Here is a 24,912-nt window from a genome sequence, read left to right as displayed (position 1 = left end):
TCGTGAGGCGCTGGCCTCCTGCCGGACACCGGTGCCGACGACGGCGGGCTCGCCCGTGCGCGCCTGAGCGTCGAGCGCCTCGTTCGCGAGCGCATCGGCGGCGGCGTTTGCGCTCCCGCGGCACCCACGTCCAGTCCGTGACCGCTCCCGCGAGCTCCCGGGCCTGCGCCGCGAGCGGCTGCATCGACGGGTGCTTGACCTTCCACCGGCCCGCCATCTGCTCGACGACCAGCTTGGAGTCCATCCGGACCTCGACGTCGGCGCCCGGTGCGTGCTCGGCGGCGAGCTCGAGTCCGGCGATGAGGCCGCGGTACTCGGCGACGTTGTTGGTGGCGGTGCCGATCGTCTCACCGCGCGTGGCGATCACCTCGCCGGTGTCCGCGTCGCGCACGAGAGCCCCGTAGGAGGCGGGTCCCGGGTTGCCCCGTGACCCGCCGTCGGCCTCGACGACGACGCGGGTGGTGCTCACAGTCCCGACTCGGCCGTCCGGACGAGGATGCGACTGCACTCGGGGCAACGCAGGACGTCGTCCTCCGGACGTGCCGCCAGCTCGCGCAGGTCGGCGCCGTTGAGCTCCAGGCGGCAGCCCTCGCAGCGACGCGCCCGCAGCGCGGCGGCGCCGAGCCCGCCGTACTGCGCCCGCACCTTGTCGTAGAGCGCCAGGAGGTCCTTCGGGACGGCCGGCGCGGTCGACTCGCGCTCGCTCTGCACCGAGACGATCTCGTCGTCGATGGCGGCGACGGCGGCATCGCGCGCCGCGGTGACGTGCTCGAGCTCCGCGACGAGGGCGTCGTGGTCGGCCGTGACGGCACGCAGCTCCGCCTCAGCGATCTCGAGGTCCTCCATGACGGTGAGCTCCTCGTCCTCGAGCGTCGCGATGCGGCGTTCGAGCGCACCCAGCTCGTGCTGGAGGTTCTCGAGGTCCTTGGGGTTGGTGATCGCCCCGGAGGAGAGGCGCTCCTCGTCGCGCGTGCGCCGCGCCTTGACCTGCTCGACCTCCGCCTCGGCCTTCGCCTGTACGCGGGCGAGGTCGCTGACCTTCGTCTCGACCTCGATCTGGCGCCCACGCAGCTGCGCGACCTCCTGCGTCAGCTCCTCGATGCGCGCGATCTCGGGCAGGGTGCCGCGTCGGTGCTGCAGACGGGCGAGCGCGGAGTCCTGGGTCTGCAGCTCCAGCAGGGTCTGCTGGGCGGACGGTTCGGCTTTCAGGGGGTCCTCCTGGGTGCGGGAGCCAGCGCGTGCGACCAAGGATCGGTCACCAGCGTCGACACGTGGACGTCAACCGTATCGCCCAGCCGGTCCTGCAGTGCGGACGCCGCCACCGGCAGCCACGTCCACTCCGCGGCCCAGTGCGGCACGTCGACGACGGCGCAGGCTCCCGGACGCTCGAGGTGCTCGCTCACCGGGTGGTGCTTCAGGTCGGAGGTGACGTAGACGTCCGCGCCGGCCGCGTCGGCCGTCGGGAGCAGGAAGTCGCCCGATCCACCGCACAGCGCGACCGTGCGCACGGTGCGGTCGAGGTCGCCGGCCACGCGGGTGGCGCTGCCGTGCGCGGGGAGGGTGCGGTGGACGTGCTCGACGAACTCCCCCAGTGTCGTCGGCTGGGCGAGCACACCGATCCGTCCGCTGCCGCGCTCGCTCGGTCGCGCTGCCGTGGGCAGGAGGAGGTAGGACACCTCCTCGTAGGGGTGGGCCTGCAGCAGGGCTGAGCGCACGGACTCCCGCGCCGCGGCCGGCGCCACGAGCTCGAGCCGCGTCTCCTCGACGTGCTCGAGCGCCCCGACCTCGCCGATCGTGGGGTTCGCGCCCGCCAACGGACGGAACGAGCCCGTGCCGTCGGAACGGAAGACGGCCGAGTCGTAGTCGCCGATGCTCCCCGCGCCCGCCCCGTGCATGGCGGCGGCCACCGCGTCGGCGTCCGCGCGCGGCACGTGGACGACCCAGGCGTCGAGCCCGGGATCGGTGTCGACGTCGAGCGGACGGACGTCGGTGAGCCCGAGCGCCAGGGCCATCGACTCCGAGACGCCGAGCGGCGGCGAGTCGGCGTTGGTGTGGCAGGTGTGCAGGGCCACGCCGTGCGACGCGAGGGTGTGCACGACCCGGCCCTTCGGCGTCGTGGCGGCCACCGACGTGACGCCCTTGAGGTACAGGGGGTGGTGCGTGAGGAGCAGGTCGGCTCCGCGCGCGACGGCCTCGTCGGCGACCGCCTGGACGGGGTCGACGGCGAGGAGGATGCGCGCGACCTCGGCGTCCGGGTCGCCGACGACGGTGCCCACGGCGTCCCAGTCGTCGGCCCACCGTGGGTCGTAGAGCTCGTCGAGCACGCGGACGACGTCACGCAAGGTCGGCATGGCGGCCACCCTACGACCCGAGCGCGGCCCTACCCCACCGAGCCGAGCGCGAACGGCAGCACCGCGTCGGCCCCGGCGAGGCGCAGCTCGCGCGACGCCACGGCCATGGTCCAGCGGCTGTCGACGAGGTCGTCGACGAGCAGGACCGGACCGGAGAGCCCGGCCAGGGCCTGCCGTAGGTCGTCGGACACGACGAACCGTCCCCACACGCCTGCGAGCCGGAACGCACTGTTGCCCCCCTGTGTGGCCTGCGGTGCGCCCGGCGCGAGCTGCAGGGGCGGCAGCAGCGGGAGGCGGCCGAGCCGCGCGAGCCCCTCGGCCACCGAGGCCACCAGCGTCGGTCGCGCGGCCGACGGCACCGCGACCACGGCGACCGGGCGCTCCGCCCAGGGCCAGTCGCGCAGGGCACGCGCACAGGCACCCAGCAGGGCCTCCGACACGGCGACGTCCGGCGCGCCCGTGGCGAACAGCTCGCGCAACGTGCCGCCCCACCCGAGGTCGGTGAGCCTCGCGACGACGCGGCCGGTCTCCGGGCGCTCCGCCGGAGGGATGCGACCCGAGACGTCCACCCCGAGCCGGCCGACGCCGGACGGCCACTGCGCCCGCGGGTCGACGGGCACCCCCACACGGTCGAGCGACTGGGTGGCCCGCGCGACGGCCTCGCCGTCGGTGCTGGTCGGGTACCAGGGGCCCGCGCACACGTCGCAGCGGCCGCACGGCGCGGCGGTCGGGTCGTCGAGCTGACGCTGCAGCAGCTCCATCCGGCAGGTGCGGCCCGCCTGGTACTCGAGCATCGCCTCCTGCTCCGCCTCGCGTGCCTGCGCGATGCGCTCGTAGCGGTCCGCGTCGTAGACCCAGGGCTCCCCCGTGCTGACCCAGCCGCCCTGCACGCGGCGCACGGCACCGTCGACGTCGAGCACCTTGAGCAGCAACTCGAGCGGCGTGCGACGGATGTCGACCTGCGCCTCCAGCGCCGCGACCGACGTCGGGGTGCTGCCCAGGGCACCGAGCACCGCGTCGACCTTGGCCTGCGTCGGCATCGACGCCGTCGCGAAGTAGCGCCAGATGTCGGCGTCCTCCGGTCCGGGCAGCAGCAGGACGTCGGCGGACTCCGTGGCGCGGCCCGCGCGGCCGACCTGCTGGTAGTAGGCGACGGGCGAGGAGGGCGCCCCGAGGTGCACGACGAAGCCGAGGTTGGGCTTGTCGAAGCCCATGCCGAGCGCGCTGGTGGCGACGAGGGCCTTCAGCTGGTCGTCCTTGAGCGCCTGCTCCAGCCGCACCCGCTCGTCGGGGTCGGTGCGGCCCGTGTAGGCCGCCACCTCGTGGCCCGCCTCGGTGAGCAGCCGCGCGAGGTCCTCCGCCGCCGACACCGTGAGCGTGTAGACGATGCCGCTTCCGGGCAGCTCGGCCAGGTGCGAGACGAGCCAGCCGAGCCGCTCCTTCGAGCTGGGCAGCCTCAGCGAGCCCAGACGCAGGCTCGTGCGTGCCAGGGAGCCGCGCAGCGTGAGGACGTCCGAGTCGCCCGGAGCGCCGGACCCGGAGGCACCCAGCTGCTCCTCGACGTCGGTGACCACCCGCTGGTTGGCGGTGGCGGTCGTGGCGAGCACCGGCACGCCGTCGGGCATGGAGTCGATGAGGTCGGCGAGGCGTCGGTAGTCGGGCCGGAAGTCGTGGCCCCAGTCGGAGATGCAGTGCGCCTCGTCGACGACGAGCAGGCCGATGCGGCGGCGCAGCTCGGGCAGCTGCTCGTCGCGGAACCGGGGGTTGGTGAGGCGCTCGGGCGACACGAGCAGCACGTCGACGTCGTCGGCGTCGAGCCGGGCCCGCACGTCGTCCCACTCGTGCGCGTTGGCCGAGCTGATCGAGACGGCCCGCACCCCGGCGCGCGCGGCGGCGGCGACCTGGTCGCGCATGAGGGCGATGAGCGGGGACACCAGGAGCGTGGGACCGGTGCCCCGCGCGCGCAGCAGCGAGGTGGCGACGAAGTAGACCGCCGACTTGCCCCAGCCGGTGCGCTGGACGACGAGCGCGCGCCGGTGGTCGTCGACGAGGGCCGTGATCGCCTCGAGCTGCCCGTCGTGGAACTGGGCGTCGGGTCGGCCGGTGAGGCGACGCAGGGCGTCGAGCGCGTCCGTGGCGGTGGCGGTGGAGGTGGTCACCCGGTCATCGTGTCAGGCGCTGCCGACACCGGCTCCTTGCCGCGTCGCGCCCTGTGGACGACAGTGGGCGCATGCGTCGCGCCCTCGCCGTCGGCATCCTCGCCCTGCTCCTCGGCTGCTCGGGCGCGCCCACCACGGTGACCGCTCCCGACCTGCGGTGCGGCCAGGACCAGACGTCGGACGCGGCGAAGGACGTGGTGGAGAAGGTCGGCGGCCTGCGCACCGACGACGTCGTCGTGCGCCTCGCTCGCAGCACCCCCGCAGGGATCGTGGCGCTGGTCGACGGTGACGTGGAGCGCGCCTACCGCCTGCTGCACGACCGCTACGGCGTGGCCATCGTCGCCCGGGCCGAGGGCGACGGCGTCGCGGACGGTCTGGCGCAGATCGAGCGCCTCGTCCGCTCGTCCTGCCCGACGGGCTGAGACGACCCGGCGGACGGGGTCCTCGGGTGGGCGAAGAGGGACTCGAACCCCCGACCGCTCGGGTGTAAGCCGAGTGCTCTGACCAGCTGAGCTATTCGCCCCGGGTGGGTCCGACGAGTGCCGTCGGACGCCTGGGAACCCTACCGCACGCCAGCGCGACGACCGGGTCCCCGACAGACAGAGGCTGCGGCCGCCGGGGTCTCGGGTCCCGGGCGGCCGCAGCACTCCCATCATGGCGCAGCAGGGGTGTCACGCGCAGCCGTTTGGGCGGGAAACTCCGGCGACTTCAGCCGTCGTCGCGCAGGTGCGCCTCGAGCCGCTCGACCTTGGCCGTCAGCTGGCCCGTGAAGCCCGGTCGGATGTCCGCCTTCAGCACGAGCGAGACCCGCGACGACACCGCCGCGACGGCGTCGACGGCAGCCTTCACGACCGCCATCACCTCGTCCCACTCCCCCTCGACCGTGGTGAACATCGACGTCGTCTCGCACGGCAGGCCCGACGCACGGACGGCCCGCACGGCCTCGGCGACCGCAGCCGCGACCGACCCCGACTCGTCGGCGCTGACCGGGCTGATGCTGAACGCGGCGAGCATCAGAGCTCGGCCAGCGCGGCGCGGTAGGCGTCGAAGTCGCGCGCCTGGCCGATGGGGTGCTCCACCTTCCAGCGCAGGACGCCCTCGGCGTCGGCGAGGTAGGTGCCGCGCTCGGGCGCGCCCGCGCCCTCGTTGAAGATGCCGTAGGCGCGGCTGACCTCGCCGTGCGGCCAGAAGTCGCTCAGCACGGGGAACGTCAGGCCCTCCGCGTCGGCGAAGGCGCGGTTGGAGAAGAAGTGGTCGCAGGAGATCGCGAGCACCTCGACGTCGCTGTCGGCGAAGGCGCCGATGTTGTCGCGGATCTCGCAGAGCTCACCGGTGCAGATGCCGCTGAACGCGAACGGGAAGAACACGAGCGCCACGGGACGTCCGCGGAAGGACGACAGGGAGACGTCCTCGCCGTGCTGGCTCTTGAGCGTGAAGTCGGGGGCGGGCTGGCCTACGTCGATCGTCATGGCCCCAGCCTAGGACGCGACGAGCCCCCGGCGCCGCTGCGCCGGCCTCGAAACGCTGGGACTCAGCGCTTGTGGGTGGAGAGCTTGGTGGCGGCCCACTCGGCCGACGCCGAGGAGGTCGTGGTCGTCGACAGGCCGGCGACGGGAGCCGCCTCGGCGATGTCGGCGCCGGTCACGTAGCCCGGTCGGCCGACCTTGGGCGTGAGCACCCAGATCGACCCGCCCTCGGCGAGGTCGGAGAGCGCGTCGAACAACGCGTCCACGAGGTCGCCGTCGTCGTCGCGCCACCAGAGGATGACGCCGTCGACCACCTCGTCGGACTCACCGTCGACGAGTGCGTGCCCGACGATCTCCTCGATCGCGGACCGGAGCTCGTTGTCGACGTCCTCGTCCCAGCCCAGCTCCTGGATGACGGTGTCGGGGCTGAAGCCCAGCCTCGCGGCGTCCAACGGTTCTCCTCAGTTCGTCCGGTGGTGTGGTCCCACTCTGGCACGCCTGGAGGGGCAGTGCCGCCCGGGACCGGGTCGGGTGCGACGGTGGTCGAGAACCTACTGCAAAGTAGGGGATTTTCCTACTGATCGGTAGATGTTCACAACGTCCGCCGGTGTCACCCTAGCGAATCCGGCGTGGAAAGATGGAGAGGTCCACAAGACGTCCCAGGAGTCGCACATGCCCACCGGCCAGTCCCCCACCGAGCGCCCCGCTGTCATCCACGAGGGGCTGCCGACGCAGCTGCCCGACATCGATCCCGACGAGACCTCCGAGTGGCTGGCGTCGCTCGACCAGATGGTCGACGAGCGAGGCCGCTCCCGTGCCCGGTACGTCATGCTCAAGCTCCTCGAGCGCGCCCGCGAGCAGAACATCGGCGTGCCGGCCCTGCGCAGCACCGACTTCATCAACTCGATCCCGCCCGAGCACGAGCCGTGGTTCCCCGGCAACGAGGCGATCGAGCGCCGGATCCGCTCCTACATCCGCTGGAACGCGGCCGTCATGGTCTCCCGCGCGAACCGTCCTGGCCTGGGCGTCGGTGGCCACATCGCGACCTACCAGTCGGCGGCCAGCCTCTACGAGGTCGGCTTCAACCACTTCTTCCGCGGCAAGGACCACCCGGGCGGCGGCGACCACATCTACATCCAGGGCCACGCCGCGCCCGGCATCTACGCGCGCTCCTTCCTCGAGGGCCGCCTGAGCGAGGAGCAGCTCGACCGCTTCCGCCAGGAGCACTCCCATGGCTTCGGCCAGGGCCTGTCGTCGTACCCGCACCCCCGCCTCATGCCCGACTACTGGGAGTTCCCGACCGTCTCCATGGGTCTGGCGGCCATCAACTCCATCTACCAGGCGCGGTTCAACCGCTACCTGCACGACCGCGGCATCAAGGACACCAGCCAGCAGCACGTGTGGACGTTCCTCGGCGACGGCGAGATGGGCGAGCCCGAGTCGCTCGGCGCCATCGGCCTGGCCGCCCGCGAGGAGCTCGACAACCTCACGTTCGTCATCAACTGCAACCTGCAGCAGCTCGACGGCCCGGTGCGCGGCAACGGCAAGATCATCCAGGAGCTGGAGTCGTACTTCCGCGGCGCCGGCTGGAACGTCATCAAGGTCGTGTGGGGCCGCGAGTGGGACGACCTCCTCGCCCGCGACGTCGACGGCGTGCTCGTCAACCAGATGAACCGCACGCCCGACGGCGAGTTCCAGACGCTGTCGGTGGAGTCCGGTGCGTACAACCGTGAGAACTTCTTCGGCCCCGACCCGCGCCTGCGCGCCATGGTCGAGCACCTCAGCGACGAGGACATCGAGCGCCTGCCGCGCGGTGGCCACGACTACCGCAAGGTCTACGCCGCGTTCGACGCCGCGCAGAAGCACACCGGCCAGCCGACCGTGATCCTGGCGCACACCATCAAGGGCTGGCTGCTCGAGTCCTTCCAGGGCCGCAACGCCACGCACCAGATGAAGAAGCTGACCAAGGACGACCTCAAGCGCTTCCGCGACCGGCTCAACATCCCGGTCAGCGACGCACAGATCGAGGGCGACGACCTCGCGCCGTTCTACCACCCGGGCGAGGACAGCGAGGAGATCCAGTACATGCGCGCCCGCCGCGACGCGCTGGGCGGCGGTCTCCCGCAGCGCCGGGTCGACCCCGTGTCGGTCAAGCTCCCCGAGCCCGACACCTACTCGGCGCTCTCCAAGGGCTCGGGCAAGCAGCAGATCGCGACGACGATGGCGTTCGTCCGCCTGCTGCGCGACCTCATGAAGGACCCCGAGATCGGCCGCCGCATCGTGCCGATCGCGCCGGACGAGTACCGCACGTTCGGCATGGACTCGATGTTTCCGTCGGCGAAGATCTACAACCCGGCCGGCCAGACGTACGAGTCGGTCGACCGCAAGCTGCTCCTGGCCTACAAGGAGTCCCAGAAGGGCCAGCTGCTGCACGAGGGCATCAGCGAGGCCGGCGCCATGGCGTCGGCGATCGCGGCCGGCAGCGCGTACTCGACGCACGGCGAGCCGATGATCCCCGTCTACCTCTTCTACTCGATGTTCGGCTTCCAGCGGACCGCCGACTCGATCTGGGCGATGGCCGACCAGCTGGCGCGCGGGTTCCTCATCGGTGCCACCGCGGGTCGCACGACGCTGACCGGCGAGGGGCTGCAGCACGCCGACGGCCACTCCCCCCTCATCGCGCAGACGAACCCGGCGGTCGTGCACTACGACCCCGCGTACGGCTACGAGATCGCGCACATCGTGAAGGACGGCATGCGTCGCATGTACGGCACGTCCGACGACCGCCCGCACGGCGAGGACGTCCTGTACTACCTGACCGTCTACAACGAGCCGATCAACCAGCCGGCCGAGCCCGAGGACCTCGACGTCGACGCGCTGCTCAAGGGCGCCTACCTGTACCGCCGCGGCGAGCGGGGCCGTCACACGGCCCGCATCATGGCCTCGGGCGTCGCGCTCCCGTGGGCGCTGAAGGCGCAGGAGATGCTCGCCGAGCAGTACGACGTGAAGGCCGACGTCTGGTCCGTCACGTCGTGGAACGAGCTCGCGCGCGACGCGGTCGCCGCCGAGAAGTGGAACCTCAACAACCCGGGCGAGTACCAGCGGGTCCCGTGGATCACGACGCAGCTCATGGACCACGCGAACGTCACGCTCGCGGTCAGCGACTACATGCGGGCCGTCCCCGACCAGATCGCCCGCTGGGTCCCCGGACCGTGGCAGTCGCTCGGCGCCGACGGCTTCGGCTTCGCCGACACGCGTGCCGCGGCACGTCGCGTGTTCCAGATCGACGCGGAGTCGATCGTCGTCTCGGTGCTGCAGAGCCTCGCGCAGCAGGAGCTCGTCGAGCAGTCGGTCGTGCGCGACGCCTTCACGTCGCTGCGCATCGACGACCCGACCGCCACCCGCGGCGTCGCCCAGGAGGGTGGCGACGCCTGAAGCGGTGCCCTGGGGCGCCGACCTCGACGGTCGGCGTCTCAGGGAACTCCTAGCCGACGCACCCTAGGATGTTGCCCATGCGTCGTTGGCCGTACACCTTTGCCGTCGCGCTGTCCGTGGCGGTCACGGGCGCCGCGGTGTTCTCCTCGCTGTACCTCGGACTGCCCATGAAGGACCCCGAGGGGTTCCTCGGACCGGCGTACGTGCGCCTCCCGCTGCTGGCGCTGCTGTTCTTCGCCGCCGGCATCGTGCCCGCCGCCGTGCGTCGTCGCGGCTGGAAGCAGATCGGCGAGGGCGCGCGCGAGGTGGTGCGGGAGGAGTGGTCGCTCAAGCGGGTCGGCTACATCGCGACCGGACTGATCACCTTCTACGCGAGCTACGTCAGCTACCGCAACCTCAAGAGCTACCTGCCCACGTACCGCGAGGGCGTGCTGTTCGACCGCCAGCTCCTCGAGCTCGACCACTGGCTCATGTTCGGCCACAACCCGGCCACGGTCCTGCACAACCTGCTCGGCACCGACGTGATGGCGCACGTGCTGTCGTTCGCGTACATCGCCTACCTGCCGCTCATCCCCATCACGCTGGGCGCCTTCCTGGTGCTCAACCGCGACTTCTCGATCGGCGCCTGGTACGCCACGGCGCTGTGCCTCAACTGGATCCTCGGCGTCCTCAGCTACTACGCGCTCCCGACCCTCGGCCCGGCGTTCGCGCAGCCGTCGATGTACTGGGACCTTGCGACGACCGACGTCACCGAGCTGCAACGCTCGTTGTTCCGCAACAGGGTCGACGTGCTCACCGACCCGTGGGCGAGCGAGAAGATCCACGGTGTGGCGGGCTTCGCCTCGTTGCACGTCTCCGTGACGTTCACCGCGGCCCTGTTCATGCAGCGCACCGGTCAGAAGCTCGCGATCCGCGCGATCACCTGGGCGTTCTTCGTGGTCACCGTCCTGGCCACCATCTACTTCGGCTGGCACTACCTCGCCGACGACATCGCCGGCATCGTCATCGGCTGGGCGTCGGTGTCGCTGGGCGCCTGGGCGTCCGGGAACCGAGGGCGGCGCAAGCGACGAGGCCTGGCGCCGGTCGACGAGCAGCCGGCTCAGCCGGCGACGGTCACGGCGCCCGGTCCCGGCGGCGGCTCCGGGTCCATCACGGGCTGACCCTGGCGCAGCATCGCGCGCCAGGTGCTGCGGTGGTACGTGGCCGGGTCGGTCGCGGCCACGAAGTCGTGGAGGATCTGGGCGAACTGCTCCGGGTGGTCACGGTGCGGGAAGTGGCCCGCGTCGGGCAGCACGTGCACGTGCGACCATGCCTGGTTGCGCGCGATCTCGGCGTGCGAGGCGGGGATCACGAGGTCGTCGGCGCCCCAGACGACGAGCACGGGGATGATCCGGGCCAGGTAGGTCCGGTCGATCATCGTGACGAACTGGCCGCGCCAGTCGAGCACGTGGCTCGTGACGCGCTGCACCGCGTGCCGTGCGCGCGGGTCGGCGAAGGACTCGTAGATCGCCGCCACCTCGCCGAGGTCGCGTAGCTGCCGGACGCCCGTGCGCGAGAGTCCGCGCATGCTCGCCGCGACCGCCCGGCGCCAGGGACGCAGGGTCGCGAGGCCGAGCGCGGCGCCGCTGCCGGGCAGGGTGAGGAAGCGGATGAGCGGCGTGACGTCCTTGCCGAGGCCGCCGGAGGACACGAGCGCGATGCGTTCGGTGCGGTCGGGGTACTGGTAGGCGAACTGCATCGCCACCCCGCCGCCGAAGCTGTGGCCCACGACGGTCACCTTGTTGATGCCGAGGACCGTCAGCAGGTCGCGCATGCCGTTGGCGTAGCCACCGAGCGAGTAGTCGGCGTCGGGCTTGTCGGACTCGCCGTGGCCGAGCAGGTCGGGCGCGATCACGGTGTAGTGCTCGGCGAGCGCGTCCATGACGGGCTCCCACGTGCCGGACTCGCAGCCCAGGCCGTGCAGCAGGAGCAGGGCCGGACCCTTGCCCTTGCGTCGGTAGGCGCGACGGTAGCCGTGCACCACCACGAACTGCAGATCGTCGCCGCTGGTCATCGGCCCATCGTAGGAGGTGGCGGGTTCGGCCGCGCCGGAACCGACGACGTCGGGTGGCTCGTTAGACTGACGCCGTGCCCACCCCAGCCGAGGTCCGCGCACAGCTGACCGACATCCTCGTGACCGTCGTCGAGTGCACCCCTGACCAGGTGCGCGACGACGCCCGCCTCGAGGACCTCGGCGTCGACTCGCTCGCCGCCGTCGAGGTCGCCGACGAGCTGGGCCGTCGGTTCGGCGTCCACCTCGAGGACGCCACGGTCGACGAGCTCGTGACCGTCGACGACGCCGTACGTGCCGTCGTCGAGCACCGACCGGCAGGCCGGCGTGGTCGCCGTGGTCCCGCCGTGGCGGTGACCCTCGGCGCCGAGGGCCGCGAGCGGGCGCCGGGCGAGCGCAGCCTCGCGGGCCGCGCCGACGCGCTCTGGCGGCTCGCGATGTGGTTCGTCGTGGCCGGCCTCGTGATCGGCGGTGGACTCGGCTTCGCCGGCGCCACCGTGGTGCGCGCGACCGGCCTGGGCGGCGTGGAGCTCCCGCCGATCTCGGGCCCCACCGCCCCCGCGACGCCGTCGAGCAGCCCGTCGGCGAGCCCGTCGCCGACGCCGTCCGCGACGCAGGAGCCGGAGGAGAAGCCGACCTTCTCGGTCGAGAGCGACCGGATCGCCGCCGGTCAGCGGTTCACCATCTCCGGCCGGTTCCCCTCCCTCGGCGAGGGCCAGCTGCTGCAGGTGCAGTCCCGCGACCCGGGTGCCGACTGGGAGGACTTCCCCGTCTCGCTGCAGACCCGCGAGGGCGGCCGGTTCCAGACCCAGATCTACACGTCACGTCCGGGCGAGCGCGAGTTCCGCGTGTTCCACGAGGACAGCAACACCGCATCGCCGTCCGCGAAGGTCACGATCGGCTGAACGCCCCGGGTCAGACGACCTGGTGCAGCCAGCGGACCGGGGCGCCCTCGCCGGCGTGCCGGAACGGCTCGAGCTCGGCGTCCCAGGCCACCCCGAGGAGGCCGTCGAGCGCCTCGTCCATGGTGATCTCGCCGAGCGCTGCCTTGACGCGGAACGCCTTGATGCGGTCCTCGGGGATGAGGACGTCGCCGTGCAGGCCGGTCATCGCGTGGAAGATGCCCAGGGTCGGGGTGAAGGAGAACCGTGCCCCCTCGCTCGAGGCCGTCGGCTCCTCCGTGACCTCGAACCGGAGCCGGTCCCAGCCGCGCATCGCCGACGCGAGGGCCGCGGCGGAGCCCGCCGGGGCCTGCCACGACAGCTCGGCGCGGTACGTACCGGCCTCCGCAGGCTGCGACTGCCAGTCGAGGTCGACGCTGTCGCCGAGGACGCCCGCGGCCGCCCACTCGACGTGCGGGCACAGCGCGGACGGCGCGGAGTGGACATACAGGACTCCACGGGTGGGGATGCTCATCGTGCCTCCTAGCTCGAGATCCGCCTTCCCCAGCGACCTCACGGAGCCACGCGTCATCAGTCCGCGTTGCGCCCATGGTAGCCACAGCAGCGTCCTCGGCACCAGCCCCGAGCCCGCGCGACGCTCGCGCGCGGTCGGTCGCGACCGTCGGCGGTGCATGTGACGATGTGGTCATGACCTCCGTCGTGCAGGACAACCCAAGCGCCTCCCGCTTCGAGATCACCGTCGACGACGAGCTCGCCGGCTGGGTCGACTACCGCGCCGACGGCGACGTGTACGCCCTGCCCCACACCCGCGTGCTCCCCGCCTTCGAGGGTCGCGGCATCGGCTCCGAGCTCATCGTCGGGACCCTGCGCGAGCTGGCCGAACGTGACGCGCAGGTGCTGCCGTTCTGCCCGTTCGTGCCCAAGGTGATCCGCGACCACCCCGAGTTCCTCGACCTCGTGCCAGCCGACCAGCGCGGCATGTTCGGCCTCTGAGCGCGACGTCGCGGCCGGCTCAGCCGACCACGTGCACGTCGATGTCCCGCGAGCGCCACAGGTCGGCGATGTCCGGCGCGTCCTCCCAGGCCTCGAGCACGCGGTAGCCGTCCTTCTCGAGCTCATCGAGCATCTCCGCCTTCACGACGTGGTCGGGGCGGTAGTCGCCCACGATCCGCATGACCAGCTGGTCGTATGGCACGTCATGCTCCTGCAGCCAGTCCAGCGTCAGGTCGCGCCACACGAACTCCCGCGACGTCACCACCAGCACCGCACGCCCCTGCTCGTGCGCCGCACGCACCGCCTCGACCACCTCCGGTCGGGGCGGGCAGTCGCGCGACGACGCGTGGAAGGCCGCGAAGTCGCGCTCCTCCCCCGTCACGTGGTGCAGGATCGACGACACGTCGACCAACGTCCCGTCCAGGTCGGCGATCACGGCGTCGGTCATGGGCCCAGTCTGCCCGCTCGCTAGGCTGTGCACCCTTGGGGCGGTAGCTCAGCCGGTCAGAGCAGAGGACTCATAATCCTTGGGTCGTGGGTTCGAGCCCCACCCGCCCCACCACACACCGAGATGGTCCGACGACCAGCACGTCCCTCGCGAGGCTCATCATCCTTGGGTCGTGGGTTCGAGCCCCACCCGCCCCACCACACACCGAGATGGTCCGACGACCAGCACGTCCCTCGCGAGGCTCATCATCCTTGGGTCGTGGGTTCGAGCCCCACCCGCCCCACCAGAGGAGTCATCATCCTTGGGTCGTGGGTTCGAGCCCCACCCGCCCCACCACGACCATCACCACCGCCGCGAACGAACACGCCCGCGGCGCGCCCTCACGACGCTCTCAGCCGGGCAGGGCATGCTCGGCCCGACAGGTCGGGGACGAGGCAGCGAGGTGGCGATGACCGTCGTCGAGGAGGGCGCCCCGTCGCGCCGCCGTGTCGGACCCGTCGAGCGGCTGCGTCGGTTCGGCCGACCGCCCCGCATCGTCGGCATCGACGTCGCCCGCGGGCTCGCAGTCCTCGGGATGGTCGGAGCCCACCTGGGCGACACCCACGACGACATCACCTGGTCCGACCCGTCCACCTGGGACGGCATCGTGAACGGACGGTCGTCGCTGCTGTTCGCGATGCTGGCCGGCGTCTCCATCAGCCTCATCTGCAAGGGCCGGGCACGCCCCGGGGACACCCGTCTGCAGATGACGCTCGTGCGACGCGGTCTGCTGATCCTCCTCATCGGCCTCGCCATCGAGCTGCTCAACACCGGCGTCGGCGTGATCCTGCCGCTCTACGGGCTGCTGTTCGTGGCCTCGACCCTCGTCCTGCACTGGAGCACCCGACGGCTCTGGACCGTCGCGGTCCTGCTCGCCGTGGTCGCGCCGTTCGGGGTCGCGCTGGCCCACGCGCTCAGCCTCGCCGCGTCGGGCCCCGGCCTCGACCTCACCCTGTTCGGCCTCTACCCGGTCACCGCGTGGCTGGCGGTGCTCCTGGCCGGCATGGCCGTCGGGCGGCTCCCCCTCACCCGCGCACGCGTGGCGGCAGGACTGCTGCTCGGCGGCGTCGTGGTCGCGACGCTCGGGTACGGAGCGGGTCACCTCATCGGCTCCGACCGCGAGGACCTCGTCGCCTACCTCGGCTATGCGGCGCCGGACTACACCGACGACCTCGGCAACCCCACGAGCGAGCCCGGCTACCTCACCCGGCTCGAGCAGTCCGACGAGATCCAGCACGTGTGGAGCACCGCGATGCAGTACAAGCCGCACACCGCCGGCGCTCCGGAGATCGTCGGGTCCGGCGGGCTCGCGGTCGCCGTCATCGGACTGTGCCTGCTGCTCGCCCGCCGACTGCGGGCCGTGCTGCTTCCCTTCGCGGCGCTGGGCTCGATGCCGCTGACGGCCTACACCGCTCACCTGCTCCTGCTCACCGCGCTGGCCGGAGGTCCGTTCGGCGGGTACGTCGGCATCAGCAACACCGTCTGGGCGCGCACCAGCGTCGGTCTGCTCGTGCTGGCGACGCTGTGGGTGGCGTTCGTCGGGCGGGGGCCGCTCGAGCGCCTCGTCGGCCGCATCAGCCGACCCCGCACCGAGGCCTGAACCATCTCGCCCCTCGGGAGCACGACGCGGGGCCCGGCGTCGGCCGCTGCTGCTCAGCCATGGCCCGACCCAACCGCGCCCCGTAGCCTGACGCCATGACCGACGAGGCGCCCGTCCCGCTGAACCCGCTCGACGAGGACTGGGAGCGGGCGCTCGTCGTCGTCGCCCATCCCGACGACGTGGAGTTCGGCGCCGCTGCCGCCGTGGCCCGCTGGACCGAGCAGGGCAAGACCGTCGTCTACTGCATGGTCACGAGCGGCGAGGCCGGCATCGACGCGCTCGCGCCCCAGGAGTGCCGGACGGTGCGCGAGGCCGAGCAGGTCGAGTCCGCGCGCATCGTCGGCGTCGACGTCGTCGAGTTCCTCGGCTTCCCCGACGGCGTCGTCGAGCAGACGGTGGCCCTGCGGGCCGCGATCGCCCAGCAGGTCCGACAGCACCGGCCCGACGTCGTCGTCACCGTGAACCACCACGACACGTGGGGTGGCAGCGCGCCGAACCAGGCCGACCACGTCGCCGTCGGCCGCTCGACCATCCACGCCGTGCAGGACGCCGGCAACCGGTGGATCCATCGGGAGCAGCTGCTCGACGGTCTCGAGCCCTGGGGCGGCGTCCGGCAGGTGTGGGTGTCCGGCTCCCCCGCCGCGACGCACGGTGTCGACACCTCCGCCACCTTCGACCGCGGGGTCGCGTCGTTGGAGGCCCACCGCGCCTACATCGACGGTCTCGGCTGGGAGCACTTCGACGCCGCCGAGTTCCTCGAGGGGATGTCGCGGCCCCTCGGGACCCGCATGGGCGTCACCCACGCGGCCGCGTTCGAGGTCGTGTCGATGACGTGGGGCGACTGACGTGCCCGACCAGCCCGACACGACCCTCGGCGTCCAGCACGTGCCCGCCTTCCTCGTGCGGGAGCGTCCGGCGCTGCGCGCCGAGCGGCACGAGGTCCTCGATCCCACCGGTGCGACCTTGGCCTTCGCTGAACGTCGTCGCTCGTGGGGTGCGGGAGCGACCACCGTGTTCCACGCCGACGAGGCACGCACGCGCGAGGCGTTCCGCAGCGAGGTCCGCGGTCGCCCGAACCTCGGGGCACGTCACGTGGTCGTCGCCGCCGACGGTCGTCCGGTCGGGTCCTTCCGCAAGCAGGCCGCCCGCAGCCTCGTCCGCACCACGTTCGTGCTCGAGGCCGAGGGACTGGCGGGCGCGGCGCAGGAGCGCAGCGGCTTCCTCGCGCTCGAGCGGCGGCTCAGCAGCGACACCCCGACCCGCCGGATCGCGGTCGACGTGCTCGACGACGACACCGGGGCGCCGCTGCTGTCGGTCGGCCGGGCCCCCGGCGAGCGCACCACGTACGCCGTCGACGTGCCCGACCCGCGCGTCGACGTGCGTCTGGCGGCCGCCTTCGTCGTGGGGCTTCTCGGCATGATCGACCACTGAACGGCCCTTGGAGCACCTAGGCTCTCGGCGTGACCACCGTGCAGCACGTCCCGTCGTTCACCGTCAACCAGAAGCTGGCGATGACCACCAACCGTTACGAGGTGGTCGGCCCCGACGGCGCCGTCCTCGCCGTCGCGCAGCAGAAGCGGCTCGCGCTCAAGGAGAAGGTGACTTTCTACACCGACGAGTCCCGGCGGCAGGAGGCGTTCACGTTCGGCGCCCGCAACGTGATGGACCTGCGCGGCGCCTACGACGTGGTCGCGTCCGACGGCTCGCCGATCGGCAGCTTCCGCAAGCAGTTCGGCGCGTCGCTGATGCGCACCACCTTCACGCTCGAGGGCGACGGCTTCGTCGGCACCGGCCAGGAGCGCAGCCAGCTCGTCGCGGTGCTGCGCCGCTTCACCGACCTGCCCTTCCTGAAGATGCACTTCGACGTCGTCGACGACGCGACCGGCCAGCCGCTGCTCTCGGTCGAGCGCGCGACGTCGGTGCGCGACCGCTACGAGGTCTCGGTGCCCGACCCCCGGGTCGACGTCCGCCTCGCCGCCGCGTTCGCCGTGGGCATGGACGCGCTCCTCGGCCGCTGACGCGAGAGGCGCCGCTGACGTGAGAAGGGGACCGACGCTGCCGCGTCGGTCCCCTTCTCGTCGCCCTGGCGGGCCCTGTGCTCCCCCGATTGGACTCGAACCAATAACCCTTCGATTAACAGTCGAATGCTCTGCCAATTGAGCTACGGGGGAATGTCTCCCACTCGGGGAGCACGGTCGGTAACTCTACCAACCCCCTCGCGCAGTCTCGACAGGGCCTGGTCACCGACACGCCGCGCCGTGGACACGGGAAGGCCGAGACGGGTCGCGACGTCCGTCCACGGGGTCGGGCAGGCGCCCTCCGGCGTGCGGCTGAAGCGGGCCTCGAGCACGGCACGCTCGCGGTGCGGCAGGCCGGCCAGGTGCCCGGCGACGACGCCGTCGGACGGGTCGGCGCGCCGGCGCCGCGGTTCCGGGACGATGTCGTGCGGCACCTCCGGACGCGCCTCGCGGTGGGCGTGCAGAGCCCGGGTGATCCACGGCCACGCGTACGTCGCGAGCCGGACACCTCGGTCGGGGTCGAACCGCGCCACGGCCGACATCAGGGCCAGCACGGCCACCTGCAGCGCGTCGTCCACGTCGTCGCCCCGGAAGCCGAGCGCCCACACCCGCAGGGCCGCCAGGCGCAACGACCGGCGCAGCAGCACCGCCCGCGCGTCGTCGTCACCCGCACGGGCGAGGACGGCGAGCCGGCGCTCCTCCTCCGCGGTGATCGACGGCTCCCCCAGCAGACGACGCACCAGGTCCATGGCTCCAGCCTGGCCGCCGGTCCGCCCCGGCTCCAGGACGACCGCGCCGCCTGTGGACGCGTGCCCGGCGGACCTCGCCGTGGGGGCGATCCTGGGGACTACTCGCCACCCAGGGTGCGGTTGCGCAGCTGGCGGAACTCCGCCTCCCGCGCGAGCAGGTCGGTGAAGACCGCGCGGTACTCGTCCGGCTGCTCGGCGGGGTCGGTGCGCTGCAGCTTGGAGCGCAGGTCCTCGACCGTGCGGCCGACCGTCAGCAGTCGCAGCCGCGTCATGATCGCCGCGACGACGCGCCCCGTCGCCCCCTCGGTCGAGCTGAGCGGCTCCATCGCGGCGACGGAGAGCACGCGCCGCAGGTCGTCGGAGACGAGCGCGTCGGACACCCGCGGCACGAAGGTCGGGTCGGGCTGCGCCGGGAGCCCGACCGTGGTCATCGTGCGCCACAGCTCCTGCGCGACGGGGTGCGTGAAGTCGCCGTCGTCGAGCTCCTCGGCGTGCGGACGCGCCAGGTGCGGGTGCTGCGCCAGCGCCTTCAACGCCTCACGCTCGTCGGCGAACTGGGGCGCGCCGAAGCTGACGAACGGCTGCGGCGGTGGCGCGGGTGCCGGCTCGGCCGACTGCTGCGCCGGGGCCCGGCGGTCCGGCTTCGTCGGGGGCCGGTACCGACGGTGCTCGGCCCGCACCTGGTCGACGTCGACCCCCACGCGCGTGGAGATCTCGCGCAGGAACTCCTCGACCTTGCTCTTGTCGCGGATCGACGTCGCGAGACCGACCGCCTCGCGCACCGCGTCGACCCGCTGGTCGGCACGGTCGAGGTCGTAGCGCAGCAGCACGTTCTCGAGCACGAACCGGTACAGCGGGATCCGGGCGTCCACGAGCGCCCGGACGCCGACGTCGCCGTCGGCGATCCGCAGGTCGCACGGGTCCATGCCGCGCGGCTCGACCGCGACGTAGGTCTGCGCGGCGAACTGCTGGTCGCCCTCGAACGCCTTCATGGCGGCCCGCTGCCCCGCCTCGTCACCGTCGAACGTGAACACGACCTCGCCGTGCATGGCACCGTCGTCGAGCAGGATCCGTCGCAGCACCTTCGCGTGGCCCTCGCCGAACGCCGTGCCGCAGGTGGCGACCGCGGTGCGCACGCCGGCCTCGTGGCACGCCATCACGTCGGTGTATCCCTCGACGACCACCGCCCGGCTCTCCGAGGAGATCTGACGGCGCGCGAGGTCGATGCCGTAGAGCACCTGGCTCTTCTTGTAGATCGGCGTCTCGGCGGTGTTCACGTACTTGCCCTGCATGAAGTCGTCGTCGAACATCCGTCGGGCGCCGAAGCCGATGATCTCGCTGGTCATCTCGCGGATCGGCCAGAGCAGACGTCCTTGGAAGACGTCGAACAGGCCCCGCGTCGAGCGGCGCGCCAGGCCGCCCGCGACGAGCTCGTCGTCGGTGAAGCCCTTGCCCTTGAGGTGCCCGAGCAGCGCGGTGCCCGACTTCGGCGCCCATCCCATGGCGAAGGTCTCGGCGGCCCGCTGGTCGAAGCCGCGGTCGGTGACGAACTGGCGACCGATCGACGCCTCGGGCGACGACGCCAGCGTCTGGGCGTAGAACTCGCCGGCCAGGCGGTGCGCCTCGAGCAGCCGCTGACGCTGTTGCGGGTCGCGCCGAGGCCCGCGGGACTCACCCTCCTCGTACCGGAGCTGGATGCCGTACTTCGCCGCGAGCCGCTCCATGGCCTCCACGAAGCTGAGGCCCTCGATCTTCTGGATGAAGGCGATCGCGTCGCCGCCCTCGCCGCAGCCGAAGCAGTGGAAGGTGCCGCGCGCCGGGTTGGCGTGGAACGACGGCGTCTTCTCGTCGTGGAACGGGCACAGACCCTTCATGGTGCCGCCCGAGCGCCGCAGCGTGACGTACTGCTCGACCACCTCGTCGATGCGGGCGCGTTCGCGGACGAGCTGGATGTCCTCGTCGTTGATCAGTCCCGCCACGGGTCGATCCTAGGCGGTGCGCGTCAACCGAGGAGCCGGTCGGCCCACAGCCTTGCCGACCCGTCGGTCAGGCTCGCCACCTGGTCGATGACGACGCGGGTGCGAGCGGCGTCGTCGGTGGCGCGACGCAGGTCGGCCCGGAACTCCGGCTCGAGGTGCTCCTCCCCCGTCGCGAGGAGCCGCGCCACGAGCGCGCCGAGCGCCTCGCGCTGCGTCGCGAGCTGGCGTGCCCGGTCGTCGGCGAGCATCACGTAGTGCGCGGCGACGGCCTTGAGGACGGTGATCTCGTCTCGCGTCGCCTGCGGCACCTCCAGGTCGGCGGTGTAGCGGGTGAGCGGCCCCGGCCCCCACCGCTCGACGGTGGCCCGTTGCGCGCTCACGGCGAACCGGCCGATGAGCGCGCTCGTCAGGCTCTTCAGCACGGCGAGGGCCTCGCGGCTGCCGTCGAACTCGGCGCGCGGCCACTCCGGCAACGCCCGCAGCCGTTCCAGCGCGCCCCCGAGCCTGTCGTCGTCGGCGCTCGCGTCGTACCAGTCGCGGGCGACGGCGTGCACCCCGTCGAGGTCGAGCCGTCCGGGCAGCAGGCTGAACCAGCCGCCCACGACCGCGTCCTCGACGTCGTGCACGGAGTAGGCGATGTCGTCGGCGAGGTCCATCACCTGCGCCTCGATCGGACGTCGCCACACGGGCGCCCCGGCCCTCAGCCAGTCGAAGACCGGTCGGTCGTCGGCGTAGACGCCGAACTTCGGGCCGCCGCCGGGTGCCTCGCCGCGCGCCCACGGGTACTTGACGCAGGCGGCCAACGTCGCGCGCGTGAGGTTCAGCCCGACGCTGCGGCCCGCGGCGTCGACGGTCTTCGCCTCGAGCCGGGTGAGGATGCGCAGGGTCTGCGCGTTGCCCTCGAACCCGCCGACGTCCGCAGCCGCCTCGTCGAGCGCGACCTCGCCGTTGTGCCCGAACGGCGGGTGCCCGAGGTCGTGGGAGAGGGCGGCGCAGTCGACGACGTCGGGGTCGCAGCCGAGCGAGGCGCCCAGCTCGCGCGCCACCTGCGCCACCTCGAGGGTGTGGGTGAGCCGGTTGCGCACGAAGTCGTCGAACCCGGCGCCCATGACCTGCGTCTTCGCCGACAGGCGGCGCAGTGCCGCGGAGTGCACCACGCGACCGCGGTCGCGCTCGAACGGCGTGCGCCCGGCCCGCTTCGTCGGCTCCGCCACGACCCGGGCGCGCGCCTCGATGCCGTAGGGACTCTCCACGGGACGCAGGCTACCGAAGGCGCACCACGTCGCACCGACCCTGCGTCGTGGGTGGTGGGGTCGTGGGTCGTGGCACAGTGACGCCATGACCCGTTCGGTCGCGGTGCTCTCCGACGTGCACGGCGTGCTGCCCGCACTCGACGCGGTCCTGGCCGAGCCCGCGGTGAGGGCGGCGGACCTCGTGGTCGTCACCGGTGACCACACCTGGGGCCCGCAGCCGTGCGAGGTCCTCGACCGTCTCGTGGCCCTCGGTGACCGTGCCGTGCTGGTGCGCGGCAACGCCGACCGCGAGCTGCTGCACATCGCGCGCGGACTCGACGTCGGGCTCGACGACGACCCGCTGTCGGTCTGGGGCGCCGCGCAGCTCACATCGGACCATCTGGCCCTGCTGGAGGCGATGCCGGAGCAGCTGACGCTCGACCTGCCCGGCTTCGGGCTCGTCCGCTTCTGCCACGCCACCCCTCGCGACGACGCCGAGGTCGTGCTCGTCGACAGCCGGCTCGGGCGCTGGCACGAGGTGCTCGCCGACCTGCCCGCCGAGGTCGGGACCATGGTGTGCGGCCACACGCACATGCCGTTCCTTCGCCTCGTCGACCGCAGGCTCGTGGTCAACCCCGGCAGCGTGGGTCTGCCCTATGGCCACCCAGGCGCGAGCTGGGCGGTGCTCTCCGACGGACAGGTCACCTTCGGGCGCACGACGCTCGACGTCGACCGCCTGGTGCGCGACGTCGTCGACGGGTCGGGCTGGCCGGACGTCGAGGCCTGGGCCGACGAGACGTTCCGCCGCCCGGCCGGCGACGTCGAGGCGCTCGCGGCCTTCGCTCCGCGCGACGGACGCTGACTCACCCTGCCTCCACCTCGGTGAGCTGCAGATTCCCATGTCGACCTGGGAATCAGCAGCGGCGCACGGGCTCAGAAGCGGCCGTTGCGGGGGCGGGGCTGGCAGCGGGGGCAGGTGAAGGAGCTGCGGTTCATGAACGCGTCGCGGCGGATCGGCGTCCCGCACCGCGGGCACGGCTCACCCTCCTGCCCGTACGCGGCGAGGGACCGGTCGAAGTAACCGCTCTGGCCGTTGACGTTGACGTACAACGCGTCGAAGGACGTGCCGCCCTGCTCGAGCGCCTCGCCCATCACGTCGACGACGTGGCCGAGCAGCGCGTCGACCTCCTTGGCGCGCAGGTTCTCCGTCGCGCGCGCGTAGTGCAGCGGCACGCGCCACAGCGACTCGTCGGCGTAGATGTTGCCGACGCCGGAGATCAACGTCTGGTCGAGCAGGGCGCGCTTGACGCCCGTGCGCCGACGGCGCAGCCGAGCCGCGAAGAGGTCGCGGTCGAACCGCGGGTCGAGCGGGTCGCGCGCGATGTGCCCGATCGTGACGGGCACCTGCTCCTCGTCGACGTCGGCCAGCATCATGCCGCCGAAGATCCGCTGGTCGACGAACCGCAGCTGACGGCCGTCGTCGAGGTCGAGCACGATGCGCAGGTGCCGCGGCAGCGGCGCGTCGGCGTCGCTGATGAGCATCTGCCCGCTCATGCCGAGGTGGCAGAGCAGCGCCTCGTGACCGTCGAGCACGAGCCAGAGGTACTTGCCGCGACGTCGCGCCGCGTCGACCCGTCGACCGACGAGACGCGGGACGAAGTCGGCGGCGCCTGGCAGGTGCCGCTTGAGGGACCGGACGTCGTGCACCGTGACCGCCACGACGGTGCGGCCGACGACGTGCGTGTCGAGGCCGCGGCGGACCACCTCGACCTCGGGGAGCTCAGGCACGGACGGGTCAGACCTCGACGGCGTCGGCCGGGGTCACCTCGGCGGTGATGGCACGCCACGCGATCTCGGCCACCTGCTGCTCGGCCTCCTTCTTCGACCGGCCAGTGCCCCCGTCGTATCGCTGCTCGCCCACCACCACGGACGCCGTGAACGTCTTGTCGTGGTCGGGGCCCTCGCTCTCGAGGACGTAGCGGGGGACGCCGAGGTCGTGGTTGGCGGCGATCTCCTGCAGCGAGGTCTTCCAGTCCAGCCCGGCGCCGAGGTCGGCCGCGCGGGCGATGAACGGGTCGAACACGGCGTGCACGACCTGCGACGCGCGCTCGATGCCGAACTGCACGTACACGGCACCGATCACGGCCTCGACGGTGTCGGACAGGATCGACGCCTTGTTGCGACCGCCGGTGGCCTCCTCGCCGCGTCCGAGGCGCAGGTGCGCACCCAGGTCGAGCGTGTGCGCCACCTCCGCGAGCGCCTTCGCGCTCACGACGGCAGCACGCAGCTTCGCGAGCCGGCCCTCGGCGAGGTCGGGGTGGTTGGTGAAGAGCGCGTCTGTGACGACGAGCCCCAGCACCGAGTCGCCCAGGAACTCCAGGCGCTCGTTGTTGGGCAGGCCCCCGTTCTCGTACGCGTACGAACGGTGCGTGAGGGCGTGCTCCAGCAGCTCGGCGTCCAGGTCGGGGACGCCGAGCACCTCCTTCAGGGCCTCGTGGCCCTGAGGATCAGAGGACCTGGCGACGCTCGCCACGCGCGCCGTACTGTCCGCACTCGCCGCACGCACGGTGCGGGACGACCTTGGAGTCGCAGGCGGGGTTGGCGCAGTCGACGAGGGTGGTCGCCGTGGTCTTCCACTGCGACCGGCGGTGGCGCGTGTTGCTGCGCGACATCTTCCGCTTCGGAACGGCCACGATCTACTCCTTGTTCGGCCCCGGGACGTCGCCCGGGAGGTTCTGGGTCAGCTGGCTCAACGACGCCCACCGGGGGTCGATCGGATCGCCGTGTGTGTGGTCTGGATCGTCCGCGAGTCGCGCCCCGCACTCGGGGCACAGTCCCGGACACTCCGGATCACACACGGGGTTGAGCGGCAGTGCGAGCACCACCGCGTCCCGCAGGACGGGTTCGAGGTCGAGCAGGTCGTCCTCGAGGGCCGGAAGCTCGTCTTCCTCCCCGTCCTCCTCGGCACCGTCGCCGGCGCCGATCGGGTCGTACAGGTACAGCTCCTGCAGGTCCACCACGACGGTGTCGTCGAGGACGTCCAGGCAGCGGACGCACTCCCCCACCACGCGCGCCGAGGCGGTGCCGGTGGCCAGCACCCCGTCCATGACGGCCTCGAGCCGCAGCTCCAGGTCGATGGGCGAGTCCTCGGGCACGCCGTAGACGTCGTGGCCCAGATCCGCCGGCGCCGCCACGGTGCGGGTGAAGGTACGTTCGGTCCCAGGTCGACGACCCAGAACCTGGGTGTCGAAGACCAAGGGGCCCGATTGCACGGTCACGTCCGTCCGTCGAGGTGCACAACAGATCACGGCCTGTTTCCAGGCCGCCGTCCATCATAACCGGTGCAGGTCACGCGACACCAATCGCTCCCCCACCGGTCGGCAGCGGCCGGCGGGCGCGACCAGACAAGGCATGGGAATCTCAGCGAGGCCCGGAGAGCTTTCCGTGCCCGGCTGAGGAAACCATGCCTGGACGGAGATTCCCAGGTCGAC

General features: G+C 72.2%; 26 protein-coding genes, 3 tRNA genes and 1 pseudogene. 11 read left to right on the top strand and 19 right to left on the bottom strand.

All coding sequences use genetic code 11. From position 1 onward, the window contains the following. Window positions 1-166: 166 nt before the first annotated feature. The 4 genes and pseudogenes from QE370_RS11455 to QE370_RS11440 all read right to left on the bottom strand — a co-directional run. Window positions 167-469 (bottom strand): annotated as a pseudogene (locus tag QE370_RS11455) (reverse transcriptase-like protein); the annotation flags it as partial. After that, window positions 466-1,248 (bottom strand): C4-type zinc ribbon domain-containing protein, encoded by a 783-nt coding sequence (locus QE370_RS11450; RefSeq protein ID WP_309634431.1) that lies wholly within the window; start codon window positions 1,246-1,248, stop codon window positions 466-468. The pseudogene QE370_RS11455 and the gene QE370_RS11450, both read right to left, overlap by 4 nt. Further along, the gene (locus tag QE370_RS11445) at window positions 1,206-2,351 is read right to left on the bottom strand and encodes a Nif3-like dinuclear metal center hexameric protein (RefSeq protein ID WP_309634430.1); all 1,146 of its coding nucleotides are present in this window, start codon (window positions 2,349-2,351) and stop codon (window positions 1,206-1,208) included. The genes QE370_RS11450 and QE370_RS11445 overlap by 43 nt, the downstream gene beginning before the upstream one ends. Window positions 2,352-2,380: 29 nt before the next feature. Beyond that, window positions 2,381-4,510, bottom strand: a complete 2,130-nt coding sequence (locus QE370_RS11440; protein WP_309634429.1) for a DEAD/DEAH box helicase — start codon at window positions 4,508-4,510, stop codon at window positions 2,381-2,383. Between the two features lie 71 nt (window positions 4,511-4,581). Here QE370_RS11440 and QE370_RS11435 point away from each other — a divergent pair, with 71 nt between their 5' ends. Then, complete coding sequence (locus tag QE370_RS11435; RefSeq protein WP_309634428.1) at window positions 4,582-4,932, top strand: hypothetical protein; 351 nt, start codon at window positions 4,582-4,584, stop codon at window positions 4,930-4,932. A 27-nt stretch (window positions 4,933-4,959) separates the two neighbouring features. Here QE370_RS11435 and QE370_RS11430 read toward each other — a convergent pair. From QE370_RS11430 to QE370_RS11415, 4 genes are all read right to left on the bottom strand, one after another. Continuing rightward, window positions 4,960-5,033 (bottom strand) — tRNA-Val (locus QE370_RS11430). A 185-nt stretch (window positions 5,034-5,218) separates the two neighbouring features. Next, window positions 5,219-5,524 carry a thiamine-binding protein gene (locus tag QE370_RS11425; protein ID WP_309634427.1) on the bottom strand — a complete coding sequence of 102 codons (306 nt, stop codon included), beginning with the start codon at window positions 5,522-5,524 and terminating at the stop codon, window positions 5,219-5,221. Then, window positions 5,524-5,979 (bottom strand): peroxiredoxin, encoded by a 456-nt coding sequence (locus tag QE370_RS11420; protein WP_309634426.1) that lies wholly within the window; start codon window positions 5,977-5,979, stop codon window positions 5,524-5,526. Before QE370_RS11420 ends, QE370_RS11425 begins: the two co-directional genes overlap by 1 nt. A gap of 62 nt (window positions 5,980-6,041) precedes the next feature. Further along, window positions 6,042-6,428 carry a DUF3052 domain-containing protein gene (locus QE370_RS11415; protein WP_067858566.1) on the bottom strand — a complete coding sequence of 129 codons (387 nt, stop codon included), beginning with the start codon at window positions 6,426-6,428 and terminating at the stop codon, window positions 6,042-6,044. Between the two features lie 220 nt (window positions 6,429-6,648). On the opposite strand from QE370_RS11415, the gene aceE reads away from it, so the two are divergent. Together aceE and QE370_RS11405 are read left to right on the top strand one after the other, a co-directional pair. Then, window positions 6,649-9,411 carry a pyruvate dehydrogenase (acetyl-transferring), homodimeric type gene (aceE, locus tag QE370_RS11410; RefSeq protein WP_309634425.1) on the top strand — a complete coding sequence of 921 codons (2,763 nt, stop codon included), beginning with the start codon at window positions 6,649-6,651 and terminating at the stop codon, window positions 9,409-9,411. Between the two features lie 77 nt (window positions 9,412-9,488). After that, window positions 9,489-10,571 (top strand): phosphatase PAP2 family protein, encoded by a 1,083-nt coding sequence (locus QE370_RS11405; protein ID WP_253023320.1) that lies wholly within the window; start codon window positions 9,489-9,491, stop codon window positions 10,569-10,571. On the opposite strand, the gene QE370_RS11400 is transcribed toward QE370_RS11405, so the two are convergent. Continuing rightward, window positions 10,511-11,464 (bottom strand): alpha/beta fold hydrolase, encoded by a 954-nt coding sequence (locus QE370_RS11400; protein WP_253023322.1) that lies wholly within the window; start codon window positions 11,462-11,464, stop codon window positions 10,511-10,513. The two genes, QE370_RS11405 and QE370_RS11400, sit on opposite strands and share 61 nt — an antisense overlap. A 74-nt stretch (window positions 11,465-11,538) precedes the next feature. On the opposite strand from QE370_RS11400, the gene QE370_RS11395 reads away from it, so the two are divergent. Further along, window positions 11,539-12,366 (top strand): acyl carrier protein, encoded by an 828-nt coding sequence (locus tag QE370_RS11395; RefSeq protein WP_309634424.1) that lies wholly within the window; start codon window positions 11,539-11,541, stop codon window positions 12,364-12,366. Window positions 12,367-12,376: 10 nt separating this feature from the next. On the opposite strand, the gene QE370_RS11390 is transcribed toward QE370_RS11395, so the two are convergent. Next, window positions 12,377-12,871, bottom strand: a complete 495-nt coding sequence (locus QE370_RS11390) for a DUF3145 domain-containing protein (protein ID WP_309635257.1) — start codon at window positions 12,869-12,871, stop codon at window positions 12,377-12,379. A gap of 179 nt (window positions 12,872-13,050) precedes the next feature. Between QE370_RS11390 and QE370_RS11385 the strand changes: the two genes are divergently transcribed. Next, window positions 13,051-13,356 (top strand): GNAT family N-acetyltransferase, encoded by a 306-nt coding sequence (locus QE370_RS11385; protein ID WP_253023328.1) that lies wholly within the window; start codon window positions 13,051-13,053, stop codon window positions 13,354-13,356. Between the two features lie 19 nt (window positions 13,357-13,375). Here QE370_RS11385 and QE370_RS11380 read toward each other — a convergent pair whose 3' ends face one another. Then, on the bottom strand, window positions 13,376-13,804 hold the full coding sequence (locus tag QE370_RS11380) for an HAD family acid phosphatase (RefSeq protein WP_309634423.1): 429 nt from the start codon (window positions 13,802-13,804) through the stop codon (window positions 13,376-13,378). A 37-nt stretch (window positions 13,805-13,841) separates the two neighbouring features. Here QE370_RS11380 and QE370_RS11375 point away from each other — a divergent pair. The 5 genes from QE370_RS11375 to QE370_RS11355 all read left to right on the top strand — a co-directional run bounded on the left by QE370_RS11375 (window position 13,842) and on the right by QE370_RS11355 (window position 17,461). Then, window positions 13,842-13,918: transfer RNA gene (locus tag QE370_RS11375), tRNA-Ile, on the top strand. A 334-nt stretch (window positions 13,919-14,252) separates the two neighbouring features. Continuing rightward, entirely contained in the window at window positions 14,253-15,443 is a 1,191-nt protein-coding gene (locus tag QE370_RS11370; protein ID WP_309634422.1) for a heparan-alpha-glucosaminide N-acetyltransferase domain-containing protein, read from the top strand. A gap of 95 nt (window positions 15,444-15,538) precedes the next feature. After that, the gene (locus QE370_RS11365) at window positions 15,539-16,288 is read left to right on the top strand and encodes a PIG-L deacetylase family protein (RefSeq protein WP_309634421.1); all 750 of its coding nucleotides are present in this window, start codon (window positions 15,539-15,541) and stop codon (window positions 16,286-16,288) included. Between the two features lies 1 nt (window position 16,289). After that, entirely contained in the window at window positions 16,290-16,874 is a 585-nt protein-coding gene (locus QE370_RS11360) for a hypothetical protein (protein WP_309634420.1), read from the top strand. A gap of 29 nt (window positions 16,875-16,903) precedes the next feature. Then, entirely contained in the window at window positions 16,904-17,461 is a 558-nt protein-coding gene (locus QE370_RS11355) for a hypothetical protein (RefSeq protein ID WP_309634419.1), read from the top strand. An 80-nt stretch (window positions 17,462-17,541) separates the two neighbouring features. Here the strand turns inward: QE370_RS11355 and QE370_RS11350 are convergent. The 4 genes from QE370_RS11350 to QE370_RS11335 form a co-directional block, all read right to left on the bottom strand. Then, window positions 17,542-17,614 (bottom strand) — tRNA-Asn (locus tag QE370_RS11350). Further along, on the bottom strand, window positions 17,605-18,210 hold the full coding sequence (locus QE370_RS11345) for a sigma factor (RefSeq protein ID WP_309634418.1): 606 nt from the start codon (window positions 18,208-18,210) through the stop codon (window positions 17,605-17,607). Before QE370_RS11345 ends, QE370_RS11350 begins: the two co-directional genes overlap by 10 nt. Window positions 18,211-18,308: 98 nt before the next feature. Beyond that, entirely contained in the window at window positions 18,309-20,189 is a 1,881-nt protein-coding gene (dnaG, locus tag QE370_RS11340; RefSeq protein ID WP_309634417.1) for a DNA primase, read from the bottom strand. A gap of 23 nt (window positions 20,190-20,212) precedes the next feature. Beyond that, on the bottom strand, window positions 20,213-21,442 hold the full coding sequence (locus QE370_RS11335) for a deoxyguanosinetriphosphate triphosphohydrolase (RefSeq protein ID WP_309634416.1): 1,230 nt from the start codon (window positions 21,440-21,442) through the stop codon (window positions 20,213-20,215). An 85-nt stretch (window positions 21,443-21,527) separates the two neighbouring features. On the opposite strand from QE370_RS11335, the gene QE370_RS11330 reads away from it, so the two are divergent. Beyond that, the gene (locus tag QE370_RS11330) at window positions 21,528-22,283 is read left to right on the top strand and encodes a metallophosphoesterase family protein (protein WP_309634415.1); all 756 of its coding nucleotides are present in this window, start codon (window positions 21,528-21,530) and stop codon (window positions 22,281-22,283) included. A 71-nt stretch (window positions 22,284-22,354) separates the two neighbouring features. Here the strand turns inward: QE370_RS11330 and mutM are convergent, their stop codons facing one another. The 4 genes from mutM to QE370_RS11310 are packed head-to-tail and all read right to left on the bottom strand — an operon-like array spanning window position 22,355 to window position 24,615. Continuing rightward, complete coding sequence (gene mutM, locus QE370_RS11325; protein WP_309634414.1) at window positions 22,355-23,209, bottom strand: bifunctional DNA-formamidopyrimidine glycosylase/DNA-(apurinic or apyrimidinic site) lyase; 855 nt, start codon at window positions 23,207-23,209, stop codon at window positions 22,355-22,357. A 7-nt stretch (window positions 23,210-23,216) separates the two neighbouring features. Then, the gene (gene rnc / locus QE370_RS11320; RefSeq protein ID WP_396127833.1) at window positions 23,217-23,909 is read right to left on the bottom strand and encodes a ribonuclease III; all 693 of its coding nucleotides are present in this window, start codon (window positions 23,907-23,909) and stop codon (window positions 23,217-23,219) included. Between the two features lie 19 nt (window positions 23,910-23,928). After that, the gene (gene rpmF / locus QE370_RS11315; protein ID WP_055965465.1) at window positions 23,929-24,114 is read right to left on the bottom strand and encodes a 50S ribosomal protein L32; all 186 of its coding nucleotides are present in this window, start codon (window positions 24,112-24,114) and stop codon (window positions 23,929-23,931) included. A 3-nt stretch (window positions 24,115-24,117) separates the two neighbouring features. Continuing rightward, window positions 24,118-24,615, bottom strand: a complete 498-nt coding sequence (locus QE370_RS11310) for a DUF177 domain-containing protein (protein ID WP_309634412.1) — start codon at window positions 24,613-24,615, stop codon at window positions 24,118-24,120. Window positions 24,616-24,912: the final 297 nt, after the last annotated feature.

It is taken from the genome of Aeromicrobium sp. SORGH_AS_0981 (assembly GCF_031453195.1).
Taxonomy (GTDB): domain Bacteria; phylum Actinomycetota; class Actinomycetes; order Propionibacteriales; family Nocardioidaceae; genus Aeromicrobium.
This window is presented reverse-complemented; position numbering and strand designations above follow the sequence as displayed.